Here is a 17,175-nt window from a genome sequence, read left to right as displayed (position 1 = left end):
GACCTGACCCTAGAAACGGGGGAGGTACTGGTAAAGATCAAGATGGCGGACAGCGAAGTTCAGAGCGGGATAAAGAATACTCGAAATAACACCCAGCCATAACAGCCCGAACACTATGAAAAGACCAAATCTCTCTAGCTTTCTATAGTTGTACAGAGCCTGCCCGTTGAGAAACCTCGCCACTATCCTGCTGCCGTCAAGTGGAGGAATGGGCAGGAGGTTGAAAACCATCAACACAATATTCATAAGCGCGGCCATTGCCAGGCTGTGCATAAGTATAGCAGGCATGGCGCTTCCCAGAAGATGGAGAAGCAGTGTAAGTACAAGAGCAATAGCAAAATTAGTCGCCGGTCCCGCAATCGCGACCCACATCATGCCTGTCTTTGGATTTCTGAAAAAGCCCGGATTAACCGGTACGGGCTTGGCCCATGCCAGCATGATGGGACTGTTGGTTATAAGAAACAGGGCGGGAAGCATTATCGTTCCTATCGGATCGATGTGCGAAACAGGGTTGAATGTCAGCCTTCCAGCCCTGTAGGCGGTGGGATCGCCCAGCTTAAGGGCAACGTACCCGTGGGCAATTTCATGACATACAACGCTGAAGAATACAAGAACAATGATGAATGGAGTTTCTATACCCATTATCTTCTCCTGCCGGCAAGCAACAGCCAGATCATCTGACCCAGGGAAGCAAGCGCGGCTGCTACATATGTCATCGCTGCAGCGCCAAGTACCTTCTTAACGCCGGAAAGCTCTTCCGTAGTCATGCTGCCGCTTTTCTGCAGATAGACTACCGCCCGTTTGCTGGCATCAAATTCCACAGGGAGCGTCACTACCTGAAAAAGAAGGGCTGCCCCGTAGAGCGCGGCTCCAATATAGTATAGTGAGGTCATATGAAATAATAATCCGCCGATTATCAGCGGAAACAGCATCTGGGAACCAAGGTTTGCAACAGGCACCAGTTTCTGACGAAGCTGAAAAGGACTGTAGCCCATCGCGTCCTGAACGGCATGCCCTGCTTCATGGGCTGCTACGCCAACTGACGCGATCGAAGTTCCACTGTAAACACTCTGTGAAAGACGCAGTACGCTGTTCCGGGAATCGTAATGATCGGTAAGCCTGCCGCCGATCTCCTGTATATCGATATTGGCAAGCCCGTAGCTGTCCAGAATTTCCCTGGCCATCCTTGCGCCGGATAGCCCCTTTCCAGTACTTATCCTGCTGAACTTATTGTAAGTGCCGGTAACCTTCGATCGGGCTATGAGCCCAATTATCATCGCAGCGATGATAATAAGAAAACCCGCGTTCATGTCTACAAATCCCAGATACATTTTTTGTCCTTTTCTTCGATGTAATTACAAAATCTGTTTTCTTTATCGAATTATCGAATACAAATATAAGCAAGAATATTTCCGTCGCGAATTGTGCGTATATAGTAACTGGAGAATCCGATAACTACTCACGGTGACATTATGGCGCAGGCTTGATATCCTTAAAGATGATCGATTCCCGTCTCCTGAGAAAAATCTCCAACCGCTTCCGAACTGCTTTTTTCACAGCATCAACCTCAAAATCCCCCGGATGAATGGCGAATCTAACCGTCCCCGATCTGCTGAGTATTATACCGGAGACTCTGACCCAGAAAGCCGCAAGTGTTCTTTTCAACAACCCTCCACCGGCGTAATTCACAACTGGCATTCTAAGGATCGTCCGTCCGGTTTCGGGATTCCAGATACGCAGCCTGTTCTCCGTAAATGTAAATCCTGACTTCTTCAACGCGGCAATGGTTCCGCGGCTATTGAACCATGCGGGGGCGACAAAACCTTGCACTTCAATACCAAGAACCCTCTTAAGAACCTCCCGGCCCGTTTCCAGAAGTTTCTCCGCGTTTTTCTCATCAAGGCCCAGAAATTCCCCTTCGTTTCTTGTGAAAAGAGCGGATCTGATTTTGTCCGTGATCCCAAGGCCTGCATCGCTGCCTTCGTGCCTGTAACCATGAAGAACCATTTCCACACCGTTTTCAGCAAGCTGTTCGAGCCATCCGCAGAATTCTGGAAATTCATCAAGGGGCCACTTTCCATGATAATCCGGAACCACAAGCATGCTGTACCTGACAACCCCCAGCTGCGTGAGAGTGGAATGAATCTGTCTTATTTTACCCTCGTGGGCAGGTGAAACATCGTGAACCGTCAGGTGAAGCTTTTTCATGGCTCTTCCCACCAACTGTCCGGTGGAACCAGTCTTTCAACGTCATTATCATTGAAGGCTTCTATGATTCTCTCGTAGAATTTTTCCATTCTCCTGAAAACGTCCACCCAGCTGTGCCTGGAAACGGCATAATTCCTCAGGTATTCAGTGGTTTCCCGACTGGATAATACTTCCATTGCTGCCGAGATGGCTTTCGCGAGGCTTTCGGGGTTGTCCGCTTCGAAAGGAGGCAGTAGCCCGAGTGACGCCGCCATTTCACCCGCAGCTCCCATATCCGGAAATACGGGTACAGTTCCTGAAGCTATTGCTTCAAGGCCGGCAAGCCCGAAAGTCTCATATCGGCCCAGGGCCAGGAATACATCAGAGGATGCCATGGCTTCAGCTACAGCATTCCTTCCCTTCTGCCAGGGCAGTCGATGAACTTCAGGATACTTTTTAATGAACTCCGCTACCAGCCCTTCGTGGGGCCCATGTCCACCTATGACAAGCTTAATAGTGCCAGGATCTCTGAAAAGCGGGTAGGCCTTCATCAGCAGGTCCAGTCCTTTCTCAGAATGCAGTCTTGCCATATACAGAACGAGTCTGGACCTGTCTGAGGCTCCGGTTTCCCTTCTGAACCTGCTTGATCCGGCTGATGGTGAAAACACATCCGTATCAACACCCAGAGGTGTGTAGAACAGCCTTCTGATTCCAGCGTCGTGAAGCTTCGCAAGCATGCATCTTGAGGCGGCAAATACGGCAGTCATGTTTCCGAAGTGTTTTCGCACATGACTTATTGCGGCCCTTTTCAATCTCTCAGCAATTTTTGAGGGGAATATCTTCCCTGCATAGGGGCTGATATAGCTGTCGGGAAAATCCGAATGGTAGAAACCTACCGTAGGTACCGGGGAGGCCCCCATTGCCCTAGCTGTAAGGGCTGGAAGCAGGTAGGGACTTCCTATCTCAACAATATCAGGCCTGTAATCGAGAAAAACGGAATTGAGACCTCCGCTGTCAGCTATCATGCGGTATCCGGATCGGAAGATCGGTATTGATTTCACAGTGTAGATTTTTGCGCTTTCCCTGCACATAATACGGTCATCCTTACCGGGAATGACAAGGGAAGCGGTATGCCGGGTATGTTCAGAAAAGTAATTCAGCTTTCTGTCATGATATATCCGTATACCCCCCCCGGTTGGGGAATACAGGCTATTCACATCACAGATTCGCATTACACTCAGCGAATGCCATCTCCCGGACAGGCGTCATCCGCTGGCTTAAGGAGACGAACTCCTCCCTTTCCGTCATCGGATGCAAGAATCATCCCGTTGCTTTTGACCCCCATTATCTTAGCCGGTTGAAGGTTTATTAGAACCACTACCTTTCTATCCGTCAGTTCATCCACCGAATAGAAAGGCTTCATTCCGGCAACCAGCTGACGCGAATGATCACCCATATCGACCACGAGCCTGAACAGCTTGTCAGCGCCTTCTATATCGTGAACCTCTTTTACAACCCCGACCCTCATGTCCATTTTCATGAATTCGTCGTAAGATACTGTCTCACTGACTTCAGGTTCTTCTGCCGATCCTTCGCTCTTCATAACTTCCTCAAAACCTTCCTTTAGCTTTTCAAGCAGTATCTCAGGTTCTCCCAGCTTCTGTCCAGCCGTGATATTTTCTTCCCCGGCATCCTTCCAGAGAAGAGAGTCGTTGCCAAGCATTTTACCAGTTTTTGCACAAGTATGAGGAATGAATGGGTTAAACAGTATCCTCAGCGAGTCGGCAAACTGGATGCTGTAGTAAATGGTTGCGGAACATTTATCGATATCAGTTCTGGCAGTTTTCCAGGGCTGGGACTGATCGAAATACCTGTTTCCCTCTCTGGCAAGGTCCATCACTCTGAGACATGCGGCCTTTAATTTGAAGTTGCGCAGCAGTTCTTCCATCTCGTCCCGGGCTGCGGTGACGGACTGCATGAGTTCCTTTTCCGCCTCTCCCGGATCTGCAGGTTCCGGTACCACTCCTCCAAATGTCTTCTGGGCGAACTTCATTGTTCTGTTGATGAAATTGCCGAAAACATCTGCGAGTTCGTTGTTCCTTGAGCGGAATTCATTCCATGTGAAATCGGCATCCCGGTTTTCAGGCGCGTTTATCGCGAGAGCGTACCTCATGGGATCAGGCGGAAAATGAGCAAGATAATCCTTCATCCAGATGGCTGTTCCCCTGCTTGTGGAGAATTTGTTTCCGTTGATGTTGAGGTATTCATTGGCCGGGATATTCCATGGAAGGATGAAACCGCCAAGACCGTGGAGAACTGAGGGTTCTATAACAGCGTGGAAAACTATGTTATCCTTTCCGATGAACTGCACCAGGCGGGTTTCAGGATCAAACCAGTAATCCTTCCATCCCTCCGGGTTTCCCCTTTTCCTGAACAGCTCTTTCGTGCTGCTTACGTACCCGAGAAGGGCTTCGAACCACACGTAAAGCACTTTTCCCTCGGCTCCCTCCAGCGGAACAGGCACTCCCCAGTTCAGGTCTCGTGTAATAGCCCTTTCCCGTAATCCGTCTTTAAGCCAGCCCCTGCAGTAGTTAAGTACGTTGTTCTTCCAGTCATCGTGCTGCCCGAGCCATTCCTCCAGCCATTTCTGGAAAGCATCAAGGCGCAGAAACCAGTGTGTGGTCTCCCGCGGGACCGGAGTGGAACCGCATATCTCGCATATGGGCTGTATAAGATCGAGAGCATCCAGCCAGGCGCCGCAGTCTTCACACTGATCTCCCCTGGCATTCGCAGAGCCGCATTCAGGGCAGGTCCCGCTCACATACCGATCTGGCAGAAAGCGGCTGCATTCATCACAGTAGAACTGCTTCATGGATTTCTCAACGATGTATCCCTTTTCAAACAGATCAATAAATACTTCCTGGGTGAATCTGTAATGATCAGGACTTTCAGTTCTGGAGAAATTGTCAAAGGATATTCCGAAACGCTCAAAATCCCTCCTGATGATCTCATGATACCTGTCAACAGCCTCCCTGGGAGTTATTCCCATCTGCTCCGCCTTGATCGTTATTGGAACACCGTGCTCATCTGTACCGCAAATGTATATCACATCCTCTTCGCACATTCTTAGAAAGCGGACATAAATATCAGCCGGAAGGTAGGCTCCGGCTAAATGCCCTAGATGAGAAGGTCCGTTAGCGTATGGCAGCGCGCTTGTTACAAGATATCTTGACATTGTTTCTCCATATTACGGAATTGTTCCCGGCTAATTCTTCCGGGAGTTATTTTCATCCATTGTGCGTGATTTCTTCAGAGGTTTCTTTTTTCTATGGAATTTCTCAATATCCATGATTCTTTCTTCTTCATCCTCCATCTGAAGGGTTACAGTTTCCATGAATATATTCACCGCTGTAACTTTTCCTTCCCTTTTTCCTATCATGATCCTGGAGCCCAGCTGAGGATAGAGTTTGGAAGCTTTTCTGTAGAAATCCGATTCGAAATTCAAGCAGCACATCAGGCGTCCACATATCCCGGAGACTTTGGATGGATTAGGTGCAAGATCCTGCTCTCTGGCTGCCTTAAGGGTGATTGATCTGAAATGCGATAGATAGGAAGCACAGCATAGTCTTCTTCCGCACAGACCCAAACCATCCTTCTGCCTGGCATCATCCCTTACACCTATCTGTCTCATCTCAATTCTTGCGTGGAACTTGCTGGCAAGATCACGTACGAGCCCTCTGAAATCCTTCCTCTGGTCTGCTGTGAAATATACTCTTATTTTCCTTCTGTCCAGCTGAGTCTCGCAGCTGGTCAGGCGTATCTCCATACTTCTTGTGGAGACTCTTTCTCTGCAGAATTTCAGCACTTTTTCTTCGAAACTCCTGTTCTGCTGATCCTTTTGAATATCATCAGGTGTAGCTTTCCGCTGTAAATGACCGTTGATCGAAGCCACCGGATCTTTTGGATTGTACTTCGCAATTACAATCCCGATATCTTCTCCTCTGTCCACGGATACAACCACCATATCCCCTACCGAAACCGGTTCACTCGACAAGTTTATGAAAGTCTCAAGCCTTCTGGAACTGAAAAGAAGGCGGAAAAGCTCTATAGCGTTGAATCTCTCCGTATCGTAATTGCCGTTGCCGTCACTGTTTCCGTTTTCATTCCTGTAATTCAATTAGTGAATCCCTTCCTGAACTGACTATACTGCGATGCATTCCGGTGAAAGCGGCTGTCAGCACTATCTTCGGCATACCGTTTCCCGCAAGCCTTGCTTCGGCCATTCGAAAATAATTCAAACCGCTGCTGAATGCATCATCGTTGATATCGAACCCCTGAAGAACCTTAGAGGAGTGTACAAGAGGTTTGTTTTTACAAGCATGTCTCCTGAGATCATGAATAAATAGCTGCATGCTCTTACAGAACTCAAGGGATCCTTCCCTGCCAAGCTTTCTGGAAACTTCGGAAGCCAGTGATACAGCTGACATTACTGTACCGCCCTCAATCAATCTGCGGAGAACTTTTTCTGATCCGAATTCCCCCTCAACCCGGGATGCGCTGTTACCTCTTAAAAGAGCAATTCCAGGCCTCCCGTCTGAAGATCCCGCTATACAGGATGCCTCCTCTTCACGCAGATCCAACCTGTCCATAAGGATGTCCCTGATCACAGTATCCGGAAGCCTTCTGAATCTTATCAGGTGAGAGCGGGATCTTACTGTGGAAAGAAGAGCGGACCATATCGAACTGATGAGTATAATCACGGTTTCATCGGGAGGTTCTTCAAGTGTTTTCAGCAGGGCGTTTGCAGCTTCTACACCCATTCTGTCCGCATCAGGAATGATCTCGATATGCCCATGGTTTTCGAAAGCCTTCATTGAGAGTCTTTTCTCCATTTCTCTTATCTGGCCTATGCTTATCCTTATGTTTCCCTGCAACCTTACAGGTGTTATGCCGTCATCCACCCTTGACTGAAGCAGGTTGGCTATTTCTTCGGGTTCTGTGCTGCCCGTCTGTGGGATTGTGAGCCTGACATCCGGATGCTGAAATCTGAATATTCTCTGGCAGTTCCTGCATTCACCACAGTAGCCATTCTCATCATCGCCGCACATCCAGGCCGCCGCAAGCTCAAGAGCTGCTGTAAGCCTCCCCACGCCTGAAGGACCGGCAAACAGATATGCGTGAGCAAGCCTTCCCTTCGAGAAAGATCTGCTCAGCAGCTCACCTGCCCTTTTCTGCCCCCTGACCATTTTCAGTAAGCTCATTCTACTCCAGATAATCCATGGGATTTATAGGTTCTCCGCCTTTTCGGATTTCAAAATAGTATCCAGGCTGCCCTCCCGGAACAGGTCCTGTTCTGCCCAGTTGAGATCCTGTGTTTACCTCATCACCAGGACTGACCGTGACCAGGCTCAGGTAACCGTAAACCGTGAAATAACCATCCTGGTGATCAAGAACAACCATCTGCCCCATGCTCAGGAACTCACTGGCATACTGAACTACTCCGGGTGCCGACGCAAGGATATTCTGTGACGGTGGAGTAATAACGGTTATTCCATCGTTTGTGATCTGAGTTCCGTACTGCTGATGCGTTTCTATTCCGAACCTCCTGATAACCTGCCCGTCAGCAGGCCAGATTAAATTGCCCCTCTGCCGCTCCAGATAACTGTTCATATCCGGCTCAACAAAAGGAGTTCCTGACGAAGCCGTACTGGAGCGAACGCTGAGCTGAGTTACGAATTCAGCCCTGCTTACTCTTCTGTCTTCAAGCACAGCAAGGGACTCCTTGGCGGCGGCGATTCTACCCATGATCTGGTTCCTCATCGAAGCCTGGTTCGCCTCTTCGTTGTATATACCTTCCTGTATTTCCACCATCTGCTGACGCAGCTGCTGCACGTTGACAAGAAGGACTTCAAGCGAATCCCGGAAGCTTCCAAGTGAGTCCTGGCTGATTGATAACATAAATACTTCACCAGCTGCCTTTGACGCGAGATAATCTATATAGGCCTGTCGGTGAAGCATCCTGGTAAATCCACCCTCCACGAAAAAACTTCCGATTCCGCCCAGATTCCTGTGAGAATACAGGTAAAGCATATGGGATGACAGGCTTTCGACAAGAACTTCGCGGAGGGAATCCTCAGCGGTAAACACATCGGAAACCTTGCTCAGCTGATGGAGTATTTCAGCTTCCTCCAGTGCCATCTCGTTGTAGTAGCTTCTGGAAATGAGAAGATGCTGATGGATTGCATCCAAAATGGTTGATACAGCTGCTTCCTCATTTTCCAGCTGAATTATCTGCTCCCGTGTTTCCCGCAGACAGGCATCAAGACTGTCAAGTGAGCCTGTGGAAACCAGTAACGAGAATATCATTAATACAGTCAACTGCGCCTCCCATCACTTATCTAAAGAAGCTTTGAGGCCAGTTCCTCCGCCCTGTCTGTCTTTTCCCATGTAAAGGACCCGTCCGCTCCGGCTTCTCTTCCAAAATGCCCGAAGGAGGATGTGCTTGAGAAGATAGGTTTCTTGAGCCCTAAATACTCAATGATCCTGTAGGGACGAAGAGGGAATATATCCCTTACAACCTTTTCAATCGAACTGACATCGCTGACCTTTTCTGTTCCGAAGGTCTCAACCATTACGGAAACAGGTTCTGGCTTTCCTATTGCGTAGGCGATCTGGATTTCGCACCTGTCAGCAATTCCCGCCTTTACAATATTCTTTGCGATGTGCCGGGCCATATAGGCTGCAGATCGGTCTACCTTGGTTGAATCCTTGCCGGAAAATGCTCCACCGCCGTGTCTTCCGGTCCCGCCGTAGGTATCAACAATGATCTTTCTACCGGTAAGACCGGTATCTCCATGGGGGCCGCCTATCGCAAATCTACCGGATGGGTTGAAAAACAACTTGCCGTCCCACTTCAGAGATGGTTTGCATCTTTCGAGAACCGGCGCTATAACCTTCTTCCGTATGTCAGCTTCCATTTCTTCGTTCTCAGCGAGAGGCGCGTGATGAACGGAAAGGAGAATCTCGTCGATGGAAACAGGTGTATAACCATCATATTTCACAGTCACCTGACTCTTGGCATCGGGCCTTGCCCATGAGATTTCTTCAGACTTGCGTGATTCTCTTAACTGCTCAAGGAGCCTGTGCGCAAGCTGAATGGGATAGGGCATAAAAAATTCAGTCTCGCTGCATGCAAAACCGAACATAAGCCCCTGGTCTCCCGCTCCTTCGTTGTCAATAACACCGTGATTGATATCGGGTGACTGTGAGTGTATTCTTACTTTATAGGTGTTCTCGCTGTAATGAAAACCCAGATCCGGAATATCGTATCCTATTGATCGTATGGTGTCTCTTGCTACTTTCTCGTAATCAACATTGGTGTGGCTTTTCACTTCTCCTGCCAGAAGACAGAAATTGGTTGTTACAAGGGTTTCGCAGGCAACGTGAGCGTCAGGATCGCCTTTAAGGTGAGCATCAAGAACAGCATCCGAGATCTGGTCACAGATCTTGTCGGGGTGTCCATCGGATACGGATTCACTGGTGAACATTTTATTCATGGCAAATGAACCTCTCTAATTCGCAGCCGAAATAGAAATGCCGCCTGCCGGCGGCTTTAGGGGAGCTATCGGCTTTTTAGCACTTTTTTTATTGTGGTTGCAATATACCCCAAATCATTCCACAGATATCAATGATATAAAATATCCGGGTTAAGTCAATATCAACTGAGTTCTATTTTTTCTCCTCCTCGGCCTGTTCGGCAAGATCGGCTATTTCTTCAAGGTTATCAGTGTCAAATTCGCTTCCTGCTTCCTCGAGAGCATCGGATAGCTCTTCTGACAGCTGTTCCATCTTTCCAGCGTATCTGTTCACAATTGCCTGGTCTTTCAGGTTCTTCTCTTTTTCTTCCAGAAGATGCGTTTCTTTTTTCTGTCTTTCTTTGACAATGACTGCCCATTCCTCCTGCCTCCTTTTCTCCAGGAAGGTTTTACCGGAGCTTTCGGGGAAGAGATAATAGAGCAGTTTTTCATGGGGAGTTTCGGCAAGGGGAAGGTCAGTTCCGTGCATCAGAGGGATCTGCCTGTTGAATTCAGAAGGATCGTACCTTCTCTCATCTCTGAAACCGCATATCTTCTCACGGTAATCCTCATCAATGGGGAAAGGGGTTTCGCCGTAGTATCCCGCAATGAGATTTTCGTACTGGATAGGGTTTATATCTTTTCCCAGAGTTTCAAGGTAAGCCTTTACCCCTACGATTTGAGATGTTGGTGTAACGAGCGGGCACCATCCGGCCTTTTTTCGGACCGACTGCACTGCGTCAAGGGCTGCGGGAAGACAGTCTGATTTGCCGTCTTTCGCAAGCTGAGTTGTAAAATTGCTGTACATTCCACCTGGAATCTGCGCCTTCTCTACTTCCTCGTTAGGCGGAGGAAAACCGCAAAGCTCTTCCATTTCGTGAACGATTCCGTTAGCGTCCCTGGTCCTTCCCTCCGAAAGACACTGCAGCACTTGCTCTGCCATGGGAGCAAGGGTATCCTTTCCTGGCCAGGTGGTTTTGTGAGTCGAAATGGAGAATTCCTGCTCAACTTCGGAGATGACTTTTCTTAATTCATCATGCAGGGGCTCGATCTTTTCAGGGGAGATATCCAGGGCGGTATCTTTACCCAGTAGTTCAGCGAAAACAGTAAGCAGTTCGATCGAAGGATGGGAGGACCCACCGGCAAGAGGAAGGAAGCATGTATCTATCATATCCACGCCGGCAAGCATGGCTATGACAGCTGAAATATGACCGAAGCCGGGAGTACAGTGAGTATGGCTTACGACAGGCACATCCAGTGTCTCCTTTAGTGTGGTATAATATTTCCATGCGATAGAAGGCTCTTTCAGACCGGCCATATCTTTGTCCGAAATCATATCCGCACCCAGCTTCTGAAGCTCAAGAGCCTTCCCGACAAAGTGATCGATATCGTACGGTTCCCCGGTGGTGTAGCAGATTGCCCCGTCAAAGAGACCTCCGGCATCCCTCGTGCCCTCAAGCGCCGCGCTGAAATTGGGAATGTAATTGAGAGCATCGAAAATTCTCATGATGCCAACACCGGTTCTAACGGCTTCTCTGTTGAAATCCTTTACTATATCGTCCGGATAGGGGTCATAGCCGAAAAGATTCTGCCCGCGGGAAAGGGCTCTCAGCCTGCAGCCGGACGGTCCAGCTTCGTCAGCCAACTTGCTCAGTCTCTCAAATGGATCTTCATCCAGATACCTCATAGCGCTGTCCAGCGTCGCTCCGCCCCATACTTCCATGGTTCTCATTCCTGTATCAAGTATCAGGGGCATGAGCCTTAGAACCTGATCGGTTGACATTCTTGTTGCCAGCAGTGACTGCTGGCCATCCCTCAATGTAACATCAACGAACTCGATCTTTCCTGATCCCTTTGGTGTCATTTCAGGACCGAGTTCGTCCATACCCAGAATGCGTTTTATGGAAAATGACATCATTAATCTCCCTGAGTTCTTCGCTTGAAGGTTAACTGCATGGTTAAACTAAAATAGCTCATCCAAGGCTGCAACTTCGGTAAGTCGCAGGCACAGGTAATATATCTTCAGCAGCGGTGAGGTGACACTTGTGAACGGCAATCCATGTGGATATACTGCCATGGTTCCCGAAGAGTTCGAAGTTGTATTATCTTTACGCTTCGGGCTGCTGAATTTCCGGAGGTAGTTTTGAAAAAAAATGTAAAGGTTATTGCCAGCCTTGTCAGAAAAGCCAAGAAGAAACTTCACCAGGGAAAAAGAGATGAAGCCCTTGAGCTTATGAGGAAGGCTGTTGATGTTGATGATAACAATGGAGTCCTCGTTCAGGTTATTCAGTTTATTGGCAGAAAGAACACCGGAACCGAACCTGAGGAAGAACCGGCGGAAACCACTGTAGAGATTCCTGAGGAAGAACCAGTTGAAATTTTTGAATTTACTCCTGAGGAAATATTTGTAGATCAGGAAACAGAACCTGTTGAAATCCTTGAATTCACTCAAGAGGAAATGCTTGTAGATCAGGAAACAGAATCTGCGCAAACAGAGTTGGAAACTCCTGCGGAAGAGCAATTTGAAATACTTGAATTCACTCCTGAGGAAATGTTTTTAGATCAGGAAACAGAACCTGTTGAAACAGCTGTGGAAAACAACCATGAAAGGAAATCATCGATGGCTTCCGAGGATCGAATTACTAAAATATTTGAAGCATCTGACAGAGAATACAACAACGGGCATCAGCAGAAGGCGATTGCCTATCTGAAGAGAGCCATGAAAATCGATCCGGATAATCCGGAGGTTCAGTTAAGGATAGATCTTCTGAAAACGAAAATCAAATCTGCCAATCTTGTTCAAATAGCCAGAAAAAAACTGGTAGCAGGAAAAGTTGCTGAAGCTGTCGTACTTGCCCGCAGAGCCTTTGAGATGATTCCTGAAACGAATGGGCTTGAGGAACTCCTGTCAGATATTGAGACTGAATCAAATACTGTTTCATCCTCACTGGACGGCAGTAATTCTGAAACCACCGCGGAATACATTGTAAAAATCCGCCAGCTTGTGCAGGATAACGCCCTGGAAAAGGCTGCATCATTTGCTGAGAGATCTTTCAGACTTCACCCGAACGACAAACTGCTGATGGAGTTTATCGATAATTTCAAAAAGCTTGGCTTGATCGAGTAGCATAAGCTGCATATAAAGGTTATGTACTTTACCGATATTCCAGACTGCTGTACCCGAACACGCTTACCGAGCCGGAACTGCTGTTAGCTACGTATACATATTCACCTGAAGGCAGTGAACATACACCGTTCGGTCTTACCCCGACCGGAAGGTAGCTTACCATCAAACCAATGGTTAGATCAACCAGATAGACCCTGTTAGAGATATTGCATGACACGTAAGCCAGGTTGCCGTTGGGAACAACAGCGATACCAATAGGACCGCTGCCGACACTGATTGATGACTGTATCGAGTTATCAGATGTTCTTACAGGTACAATCTCACCGGAAGAGTAATCACATACATAAACGTAATCTCCGGATATTGATGAGCAGATACCCACAGGTTCCGAAGCGGTATTCAGAGTTGAAACAACGCAGTTATCCGAAACCCGTACAACCGATACTGTTCCATCAAGCCTGCAGGTCAGATAGGCGTATTCACCGGAAGGCAGCGTACAGATGTCCCATGGTCCGTCGCCAACCGTTATTACATCAAGAACGGCAAGTGAAGAAGCATCAAGGCACCATACCTCATCACTGCCGTAGCAGCAGACGTAAACTCTGGAGCCGTCCGGAGTGATACACAGCCCGGAGGGTGAATCACCAACCGATACCGTTGATTCCACAGTGTTGTCGGATGTCCTTATCACAGCAACTTCGTCGCTTGAAGAACACGATACGTACGCGTATTGAGAACCGGCGCATACATCAATGGGACCGCCGCTAACAGGAACACTTGTATATACGGCAGGATCGAATGTCTCCAGAACGTAAACGGAGTTATCAAAATAGCATGACACGTAAACATAATCTCCCGAAGGAACCGTACAGATACCTCCCGGGCCGGCACCGACATCCACGAGTTCAACAAGCGAATCCGGCCCTCCGAATGAGGTGCGGGACGGTATATATAGTGATGCTTCGTTGCTCCAGGAACCAAGAGTATCCTGATCGTACGTTCTGACAGCGTAGTAGAACCAGGTGTCCCACGATGTATTTGTGTCTGTGTATGCAGTATCGGAAGCGTCGAAGCTTGTGTAAATGACTTCCGCTGAATCGGGAAGTGATTCGATATCGGGAGTATTTGACCTGTACAGAGTATACTTCCAGAATGTACTATCCGGACACATGGTCCATGTAAGTTGAATATCGTTACACGTGCCTTTGGATGTATCGGGCGGAAACCAGCCCCCCATAAACAGAGCTGAAAGAACCGAGGGAGTGGGATAATCAGGACCGGCAGGTTCAGCGGGGTTGTCCCCGCAGGAGAGAATCAGCAACACGATCACTATCAAAACGAAATGCTTCATGTTAACCCTATCTAAGTACAATGCATCTCCGTGAAGTTGAAACATCTACCGCGACCAGTCTTATCAGGTACACGCCCGGGCAGAGGCCGGAGCCATCGAAGTGTTCGGAGTGCATGCCTGAGGGAACAGCCTTATCTACAAGGGTCTCAACGAGCCGACCGGATAGATCGAACACCTGAAGAACAACTTGTGAAGCTTCATCAAGCTGATAACACACAGTGCATGATGAACTGAACGGATTGGGGAAGGATTTTAACGGAAGCCCATTTTCAGTCGGTGATAATTCTTCCTCTTCCACAGAAAGCCAGTAGTCTACTCCTCCTCCTCCGAAGGCTCCCATGTCGTTACGAATAAGTCCCATCGCGGGCCAAAGGGCGTAGCCCGGATTGAAAGGATCTTCGGGATCGTTGTACTCTGAAGCGGGATTGCCCGCATCAACACAGGGTGTACCCCATGGAAGGTGATAATCACCAAAAGGCCCCGTCTCGAACTCAGGATCGATATCGATGTTGCCCGGGCCCCAGTTGAGTGTGGAACTTGCAAAGTTATACACGGAATCTTCTCCGTACTCGACATCGCAATATTCAACCGAAACATCAGCATTATCCATAAGTATCTGAGATCCTGTTGGAGCGATGTTCCCCCACAAAATGGAATTAACAATAGAAATGGAACCGTCCTTACATAAAAGACCACCACCTCTGACGGACGCGGCATTGTTTGCAATAGTATTGTTTTCTAAATGTTCGAAGAGACCTGAAAGTTGGTATATGCCCGCTCCGTAATCAGCAGTATTCCGAACAATGATGTTTCCGATTATCGTCGGTTCAGAATGTCTTATTGAAATTCCACCTCCATCGAATGCGTCATTTCCGGAAATGGTATTTCCAAAAAGTAGCGCATTGGTGTAATTTAGCAGTATACCTCCACCAGAAAGGTACGTGTAATTATCGCTGATATAATTGTTGATAATTACTATTGAACTACTACTATTACACGAAAGTCCGCCAGCCATATCTGTAGATTGATTGCCTGTAATTGTACAGTCGATTATGCGCAAAGGATGATCAAGCTTCCCGCAAGATAGAGCAGATACTCCACCGGAGAACATCGCGGTGTTATTGCTGATGATACAGCCTGACATCAGCGTGGATGAGTTCTCCAGAAATAATCCCCCTCCCTGACTTTCAGCAACGCAGTCCGTAATGATATTGTTCCGAATGGTTGGAGATGCATTAACGATGTAAAGGCCTCCACCACAGCCGATAGTATCGCGAGATACTTCATTATCCGAGACCTGGTTACTTACTGTGAAGCCTTCAAGAACAGCTGTGCTGTCCTGCCCTCCTGCGATGGACACGCAGTGGTAATTACGGGAGGTTCTGATTAGAGTACTGCCGGCACCTGCTGTACTTGATACAACGATGTTCTTCCCCTCAAAGTTAATAGGTCCTTCGTATTCATCGGGGGACACAAGTACCGTATCGCCGTCCTGAGCAGCGTTGATGGCATTCTGAATGGAAGGGTACTGAGAGGGAACGAGAAGGGTCTCCGCTAATGCTATTGTGGTTAATGCAGTCAGAAGAGGAATTGAATACTTCATGATCAGTCACACTCCGTTCATATTAAAGAATGTAACTATTTACGCTGTCATGTGCAATTCTGTTCTATATAGCTAATTTAACCGGAGAAGAATTCCGGGACGCAGGTCAGTAGAACCCCAAGGACAAGGGCGGCTATCCCTGCAAGAAACATAAAACCTGTAATTACCGGATGAAGTTTCTTTCCGAGCATCACAAACCCGGCAACTGCAAGCAGAAACCCCGGGATCAACAGGGCAAGATAGGCATAGTTCAAAAAAGTCTCCTTCTTATCTGTTCAAATTAACGTTGTACAGGGAATAATACGCTCGAGTATCCGCGTCAAGCTTTTTTCCCTGAAAGTTTCTCCCAGAGAACCTTTTCCTCTTCCGTTACGGATTCTGGTACTGTAACCTCCACATGAACCAGCTGGTCTCCCTTTGTACCTCTGTAGGGAACACCCTTTCCTGGAATTCTCAGAACCGTTTCAGGCTGGGTTCCAGGATGAATCTTAAGTACTATTTTGCCGTCGAGAGTACGTATTTTCAGTTTCGTGCCCAGAACTGCCTGGGGAACATTTATCTTCACTGTACAGTGAATGTTCCTGCCGTCTCTCCTGAAAAAACTGTCCGGCTTAACCCTCAGTTTTACCATCACTGTCTTCCTGGAGGGTGTTGCGAGACGCAGCACTGATCCGTCATCTGATCCTGCGGGAATGTTCAGGTCAACAACTTCTGAAGACATGACTTCGCCGGTTCCATGACACTTCGAACATTTATTTTTGAAAGTCCTGCCTGAACCTCCACAGGCCGGACAGGGCATTACCATCTGGCCCTGCTGTATTCTGCCTGAACCACCGCACTGGCTGCAGCGTTCTTCTCCCGAGCCTCCTGCTCCCATGCATACAGGACATGTGGAGGGCACTTCCATATTAGCCCTGACAGTTCCTCCCAGGGCAGCAGTTTTAAACGGGACAGATACAACAACGGTAGGTCTTGAGGCTCTCCTCTGTCCGAAACCGCCGCCTCCGCCGCCTCCACCGCCACCGAACATCGAACGAAGGATGTCAGCTAAACCGCCGTCGCCAAAGGGATTTCCTCTCTGACCGCCGGCTTCACCCCACGAAAAGTCTCCGCCGCCCCTCCGCATCTGATCGTACTGTTCTCTTTTTTCTTTGCTGCCGAGAATATCGTACGCTTCGGAGATTTCCTTGAAACGTTCTTCCGCTTTCTTATCTCCAGGGTTCGCATCGGGATGATACTTCTTGGCCAGCTTGCGGTAAGACTTCTTCAGTTCTTCCTGCGATGCTTTCTCGTCAGCCCCCAGGATGGAGTAGAGGTCTTTATTCACTGTTTT

The 17,175-nt window shown here is 48.3% G+C and carries 15 protein-coding genes; 1 reads left to right on the top strand and 14 read right to left on the bottom strand.

The features are described 5' to 3' along the window. Positions 1-9 precede the first annotated feature (9 nt). The 10 genes from K8S15_12000 to K8S15_11955 all read right to left on the bottom strand — a co-directional run bounded on the left by K8S15_12000 (position 10) and on the right by K8S15_11955 (position 11,676). A complete protein-coding gene (locus tag K8S15_12000) occupies positions 10-642 on the bottom strand; it encodes a site-2 protease family protein (protein MCD4776758.1) in 633 nt (210 codons plus the stop codon). Further along, positions 642-1,310: a zinc metallopeptidase gene (locus K8S15_11995; GenBank protein ID MCD4776757.1), complete on the bottom strand. Its 669-nt coding sequence runs from the start codon at positions 1,308-1,310 to the stop codon at positions 642-644. The genes K8S15_12000 and K8S15_11995 overlap by 1 nt, the downstream gene beginning before the upstream one ends. A 160-nt stretch (positions 1,311-1,470) precedes the next feature. After that, positions 1,471-2,208, bottom strand: coding sequence for a polysaccharide deacetylase family protein (locus tag K8S15_11990; protein ID MCD4776756.1), 738 nt, complete (start codon positions 2,206-2,208; stop codon positions 1,471-1,473). Further along, positions 2,205-3,419, bottom strand: coding sequence for a glycosyltransferase (locus K8S15_11985; protein MCD4776755.1), 1,215 nt, complete (start codon positions 3,417-3,419; stop codon positions 2,205-2,207). The genes K8S15_11990 and K8S15_11985 overlap by 4 nt, the downstream gene beginning before the upstream one ends. Positions 3,420-3,424: 5 nt before the next feature. Then, positions 3,425-5,422, bottom strand: a complete 1,998-nt coding sequence (gene metG, locus K8S15_11980) for a methionine--tRNA ligase (GenBank protein MCD4776754.1) — start codon at positions 5,420-5,422, stop codon at positions 3,425-3,427. Positions 5,423-5,452: 30 nt separating this feature from the next. Next, positions 5,453-6,364 (bottom strand): stage 0 sporulation protein, encoded by a 912-nt coding sequence (locus K8S15_11975; GenBank protein MCD4776753.1) that lies wholly within the window; start codon positions 6,362-6,364, stop codon positions 5,453-5,455. Next, positions 6,348-7,448, bottom strand: a complete 1,101-nt coding sequence (locus K8S15_11970; protein MCD4776752.1) for a DNA polymerase III subunit — start codon at positions 7,446-7,448, stop codon at positions 6,348-6,350. The genes K8S15_11975 and K8S15_11970 overlap by 17 nt, the downstream gene beginning before the upstream one ends. Before the next feature lies 1 nt (position 7,449). Further along, on the bottom strand, positions 7,450-8,565 hold the full coding sequence (locus K8S15_11965; GenBank protein MCD4776751.1) for a peptidoglycan DD-metalloendopeptidase family protein: 1,116 nt from the start codon (positions 8,563-8,565) through the stop codon (positions 7,450-7,452). 20 nt (positions 8,566-8,585) lie between these two features. Further along, on the bottom strand, positions 8,586-9,743 hold the full coding sequence (gene metK, locus K8S15_11960) for a methionine adenosyltransferase (GenBank protein ID MCD4776750.1): 1,158 nt from the start codon (positions 9,741-9,743) through the stop codon (positions 8,586-8,588). A 172-nt stretch (positions 9,744-9,915) separates the two neighbouring features. Next, positions 9,916-11,676 (bottom strand): carboxylase, encoded by a 1,761-nt coding sequence (locus K8S15_11955; protein ID MCD4776749.1) that lies wholly within the window; start codon positions 11,674-11,676, stop codon positions 9,916-9,918. A gap of 228 nt (positions 11,677-11,904) precedes the next feature. Here K8S15_11955 and K8S15_11950 point away from each other — a divergent pair, with 228 nt between their 5' ends. After that, the gene (locus K8S15_11950; protein MCD4776748.1) at positions 11,905-12,888 is read left to right on the top strand and encodes a hypothetical protein; all 984 of its coding nucleotides are present in this window, start codon (positions 11,905-11,907) and stop codon (positions 12,886-12,888) included. 28 nt (positions 12,889-12,916) lie between these two features. Here K8S15_11950 and K8S15_11945 read toward each other — a convergent pair whose 3' ends face one another. The 4 genes from K8S15_11945 to K8S15_11930 form a co-directional block, all read right to left on the bottom strand. Further along, the gene (locus tag K8S15_11945) at positions 12,917-14,260 is read right to left on the bottom strand and encodes a YncE family protein (GenBank protein ID MCD4776747.1); all 1,344 of its coding nucleotides are present in this window, start codon (positions 14,258-14,260) and stop codon (positions 12,917-12,919) included. Continuing rightward, on the bottom strand, positions 14,247-15,842 hold the full coding sequence (locus tag K8S15_11940) for a T9SS type A sorting domain-containing protein (GenBank protein ID MCD4776746.1): 1,596 nt from the start codon (positions 15,840-15,842) through the stop codon (positions 14,247-14,249). The genes K8S15_11945 and K8S15_11940 overlap by 14 nt, the downstream gene beginning before the upstream one ends. A gap of 77 nt (positions 15,843-15,919) precedes the next feature. Then, a complete protein-coding gene (locus tag K8S15_11935; GenBank protein ID MCD4776745.1) occupies positions 15,920-16,096 on the bottom strand; it encodes a hypothetical protein in 177 nt (58 codons plus the stop codon). A 65-nt stretch (positions 16,097-16,161) separates the two neighbouring features. Then, positions 16,162-17,169, bottom strand: a complete 1,008-nt coding sequence (locus K8S15_11930; protein MCD4776744.1) for a J domain-containing protein — start codon at positions 17,167-17,169, stop codon at positions 16,162-16,164. Between the last annotated feature and the right edge of the window lie 6 nt (positions 17,170-17,175).

Origin of the sequence: Candidatus Aegiribacteria sp., from assembly GCA_021108005.1 — a bacterium.
GTDB lineage: Bacteria > Fermentibacterota > Fermentibacteria > Fermentibacterales > JCC-6 > Aegiribacteria.
Note: the sequence above shows the minus strand (reverse complement) of the source record. Positions and strands in the feature narration are given on the sequence as shown.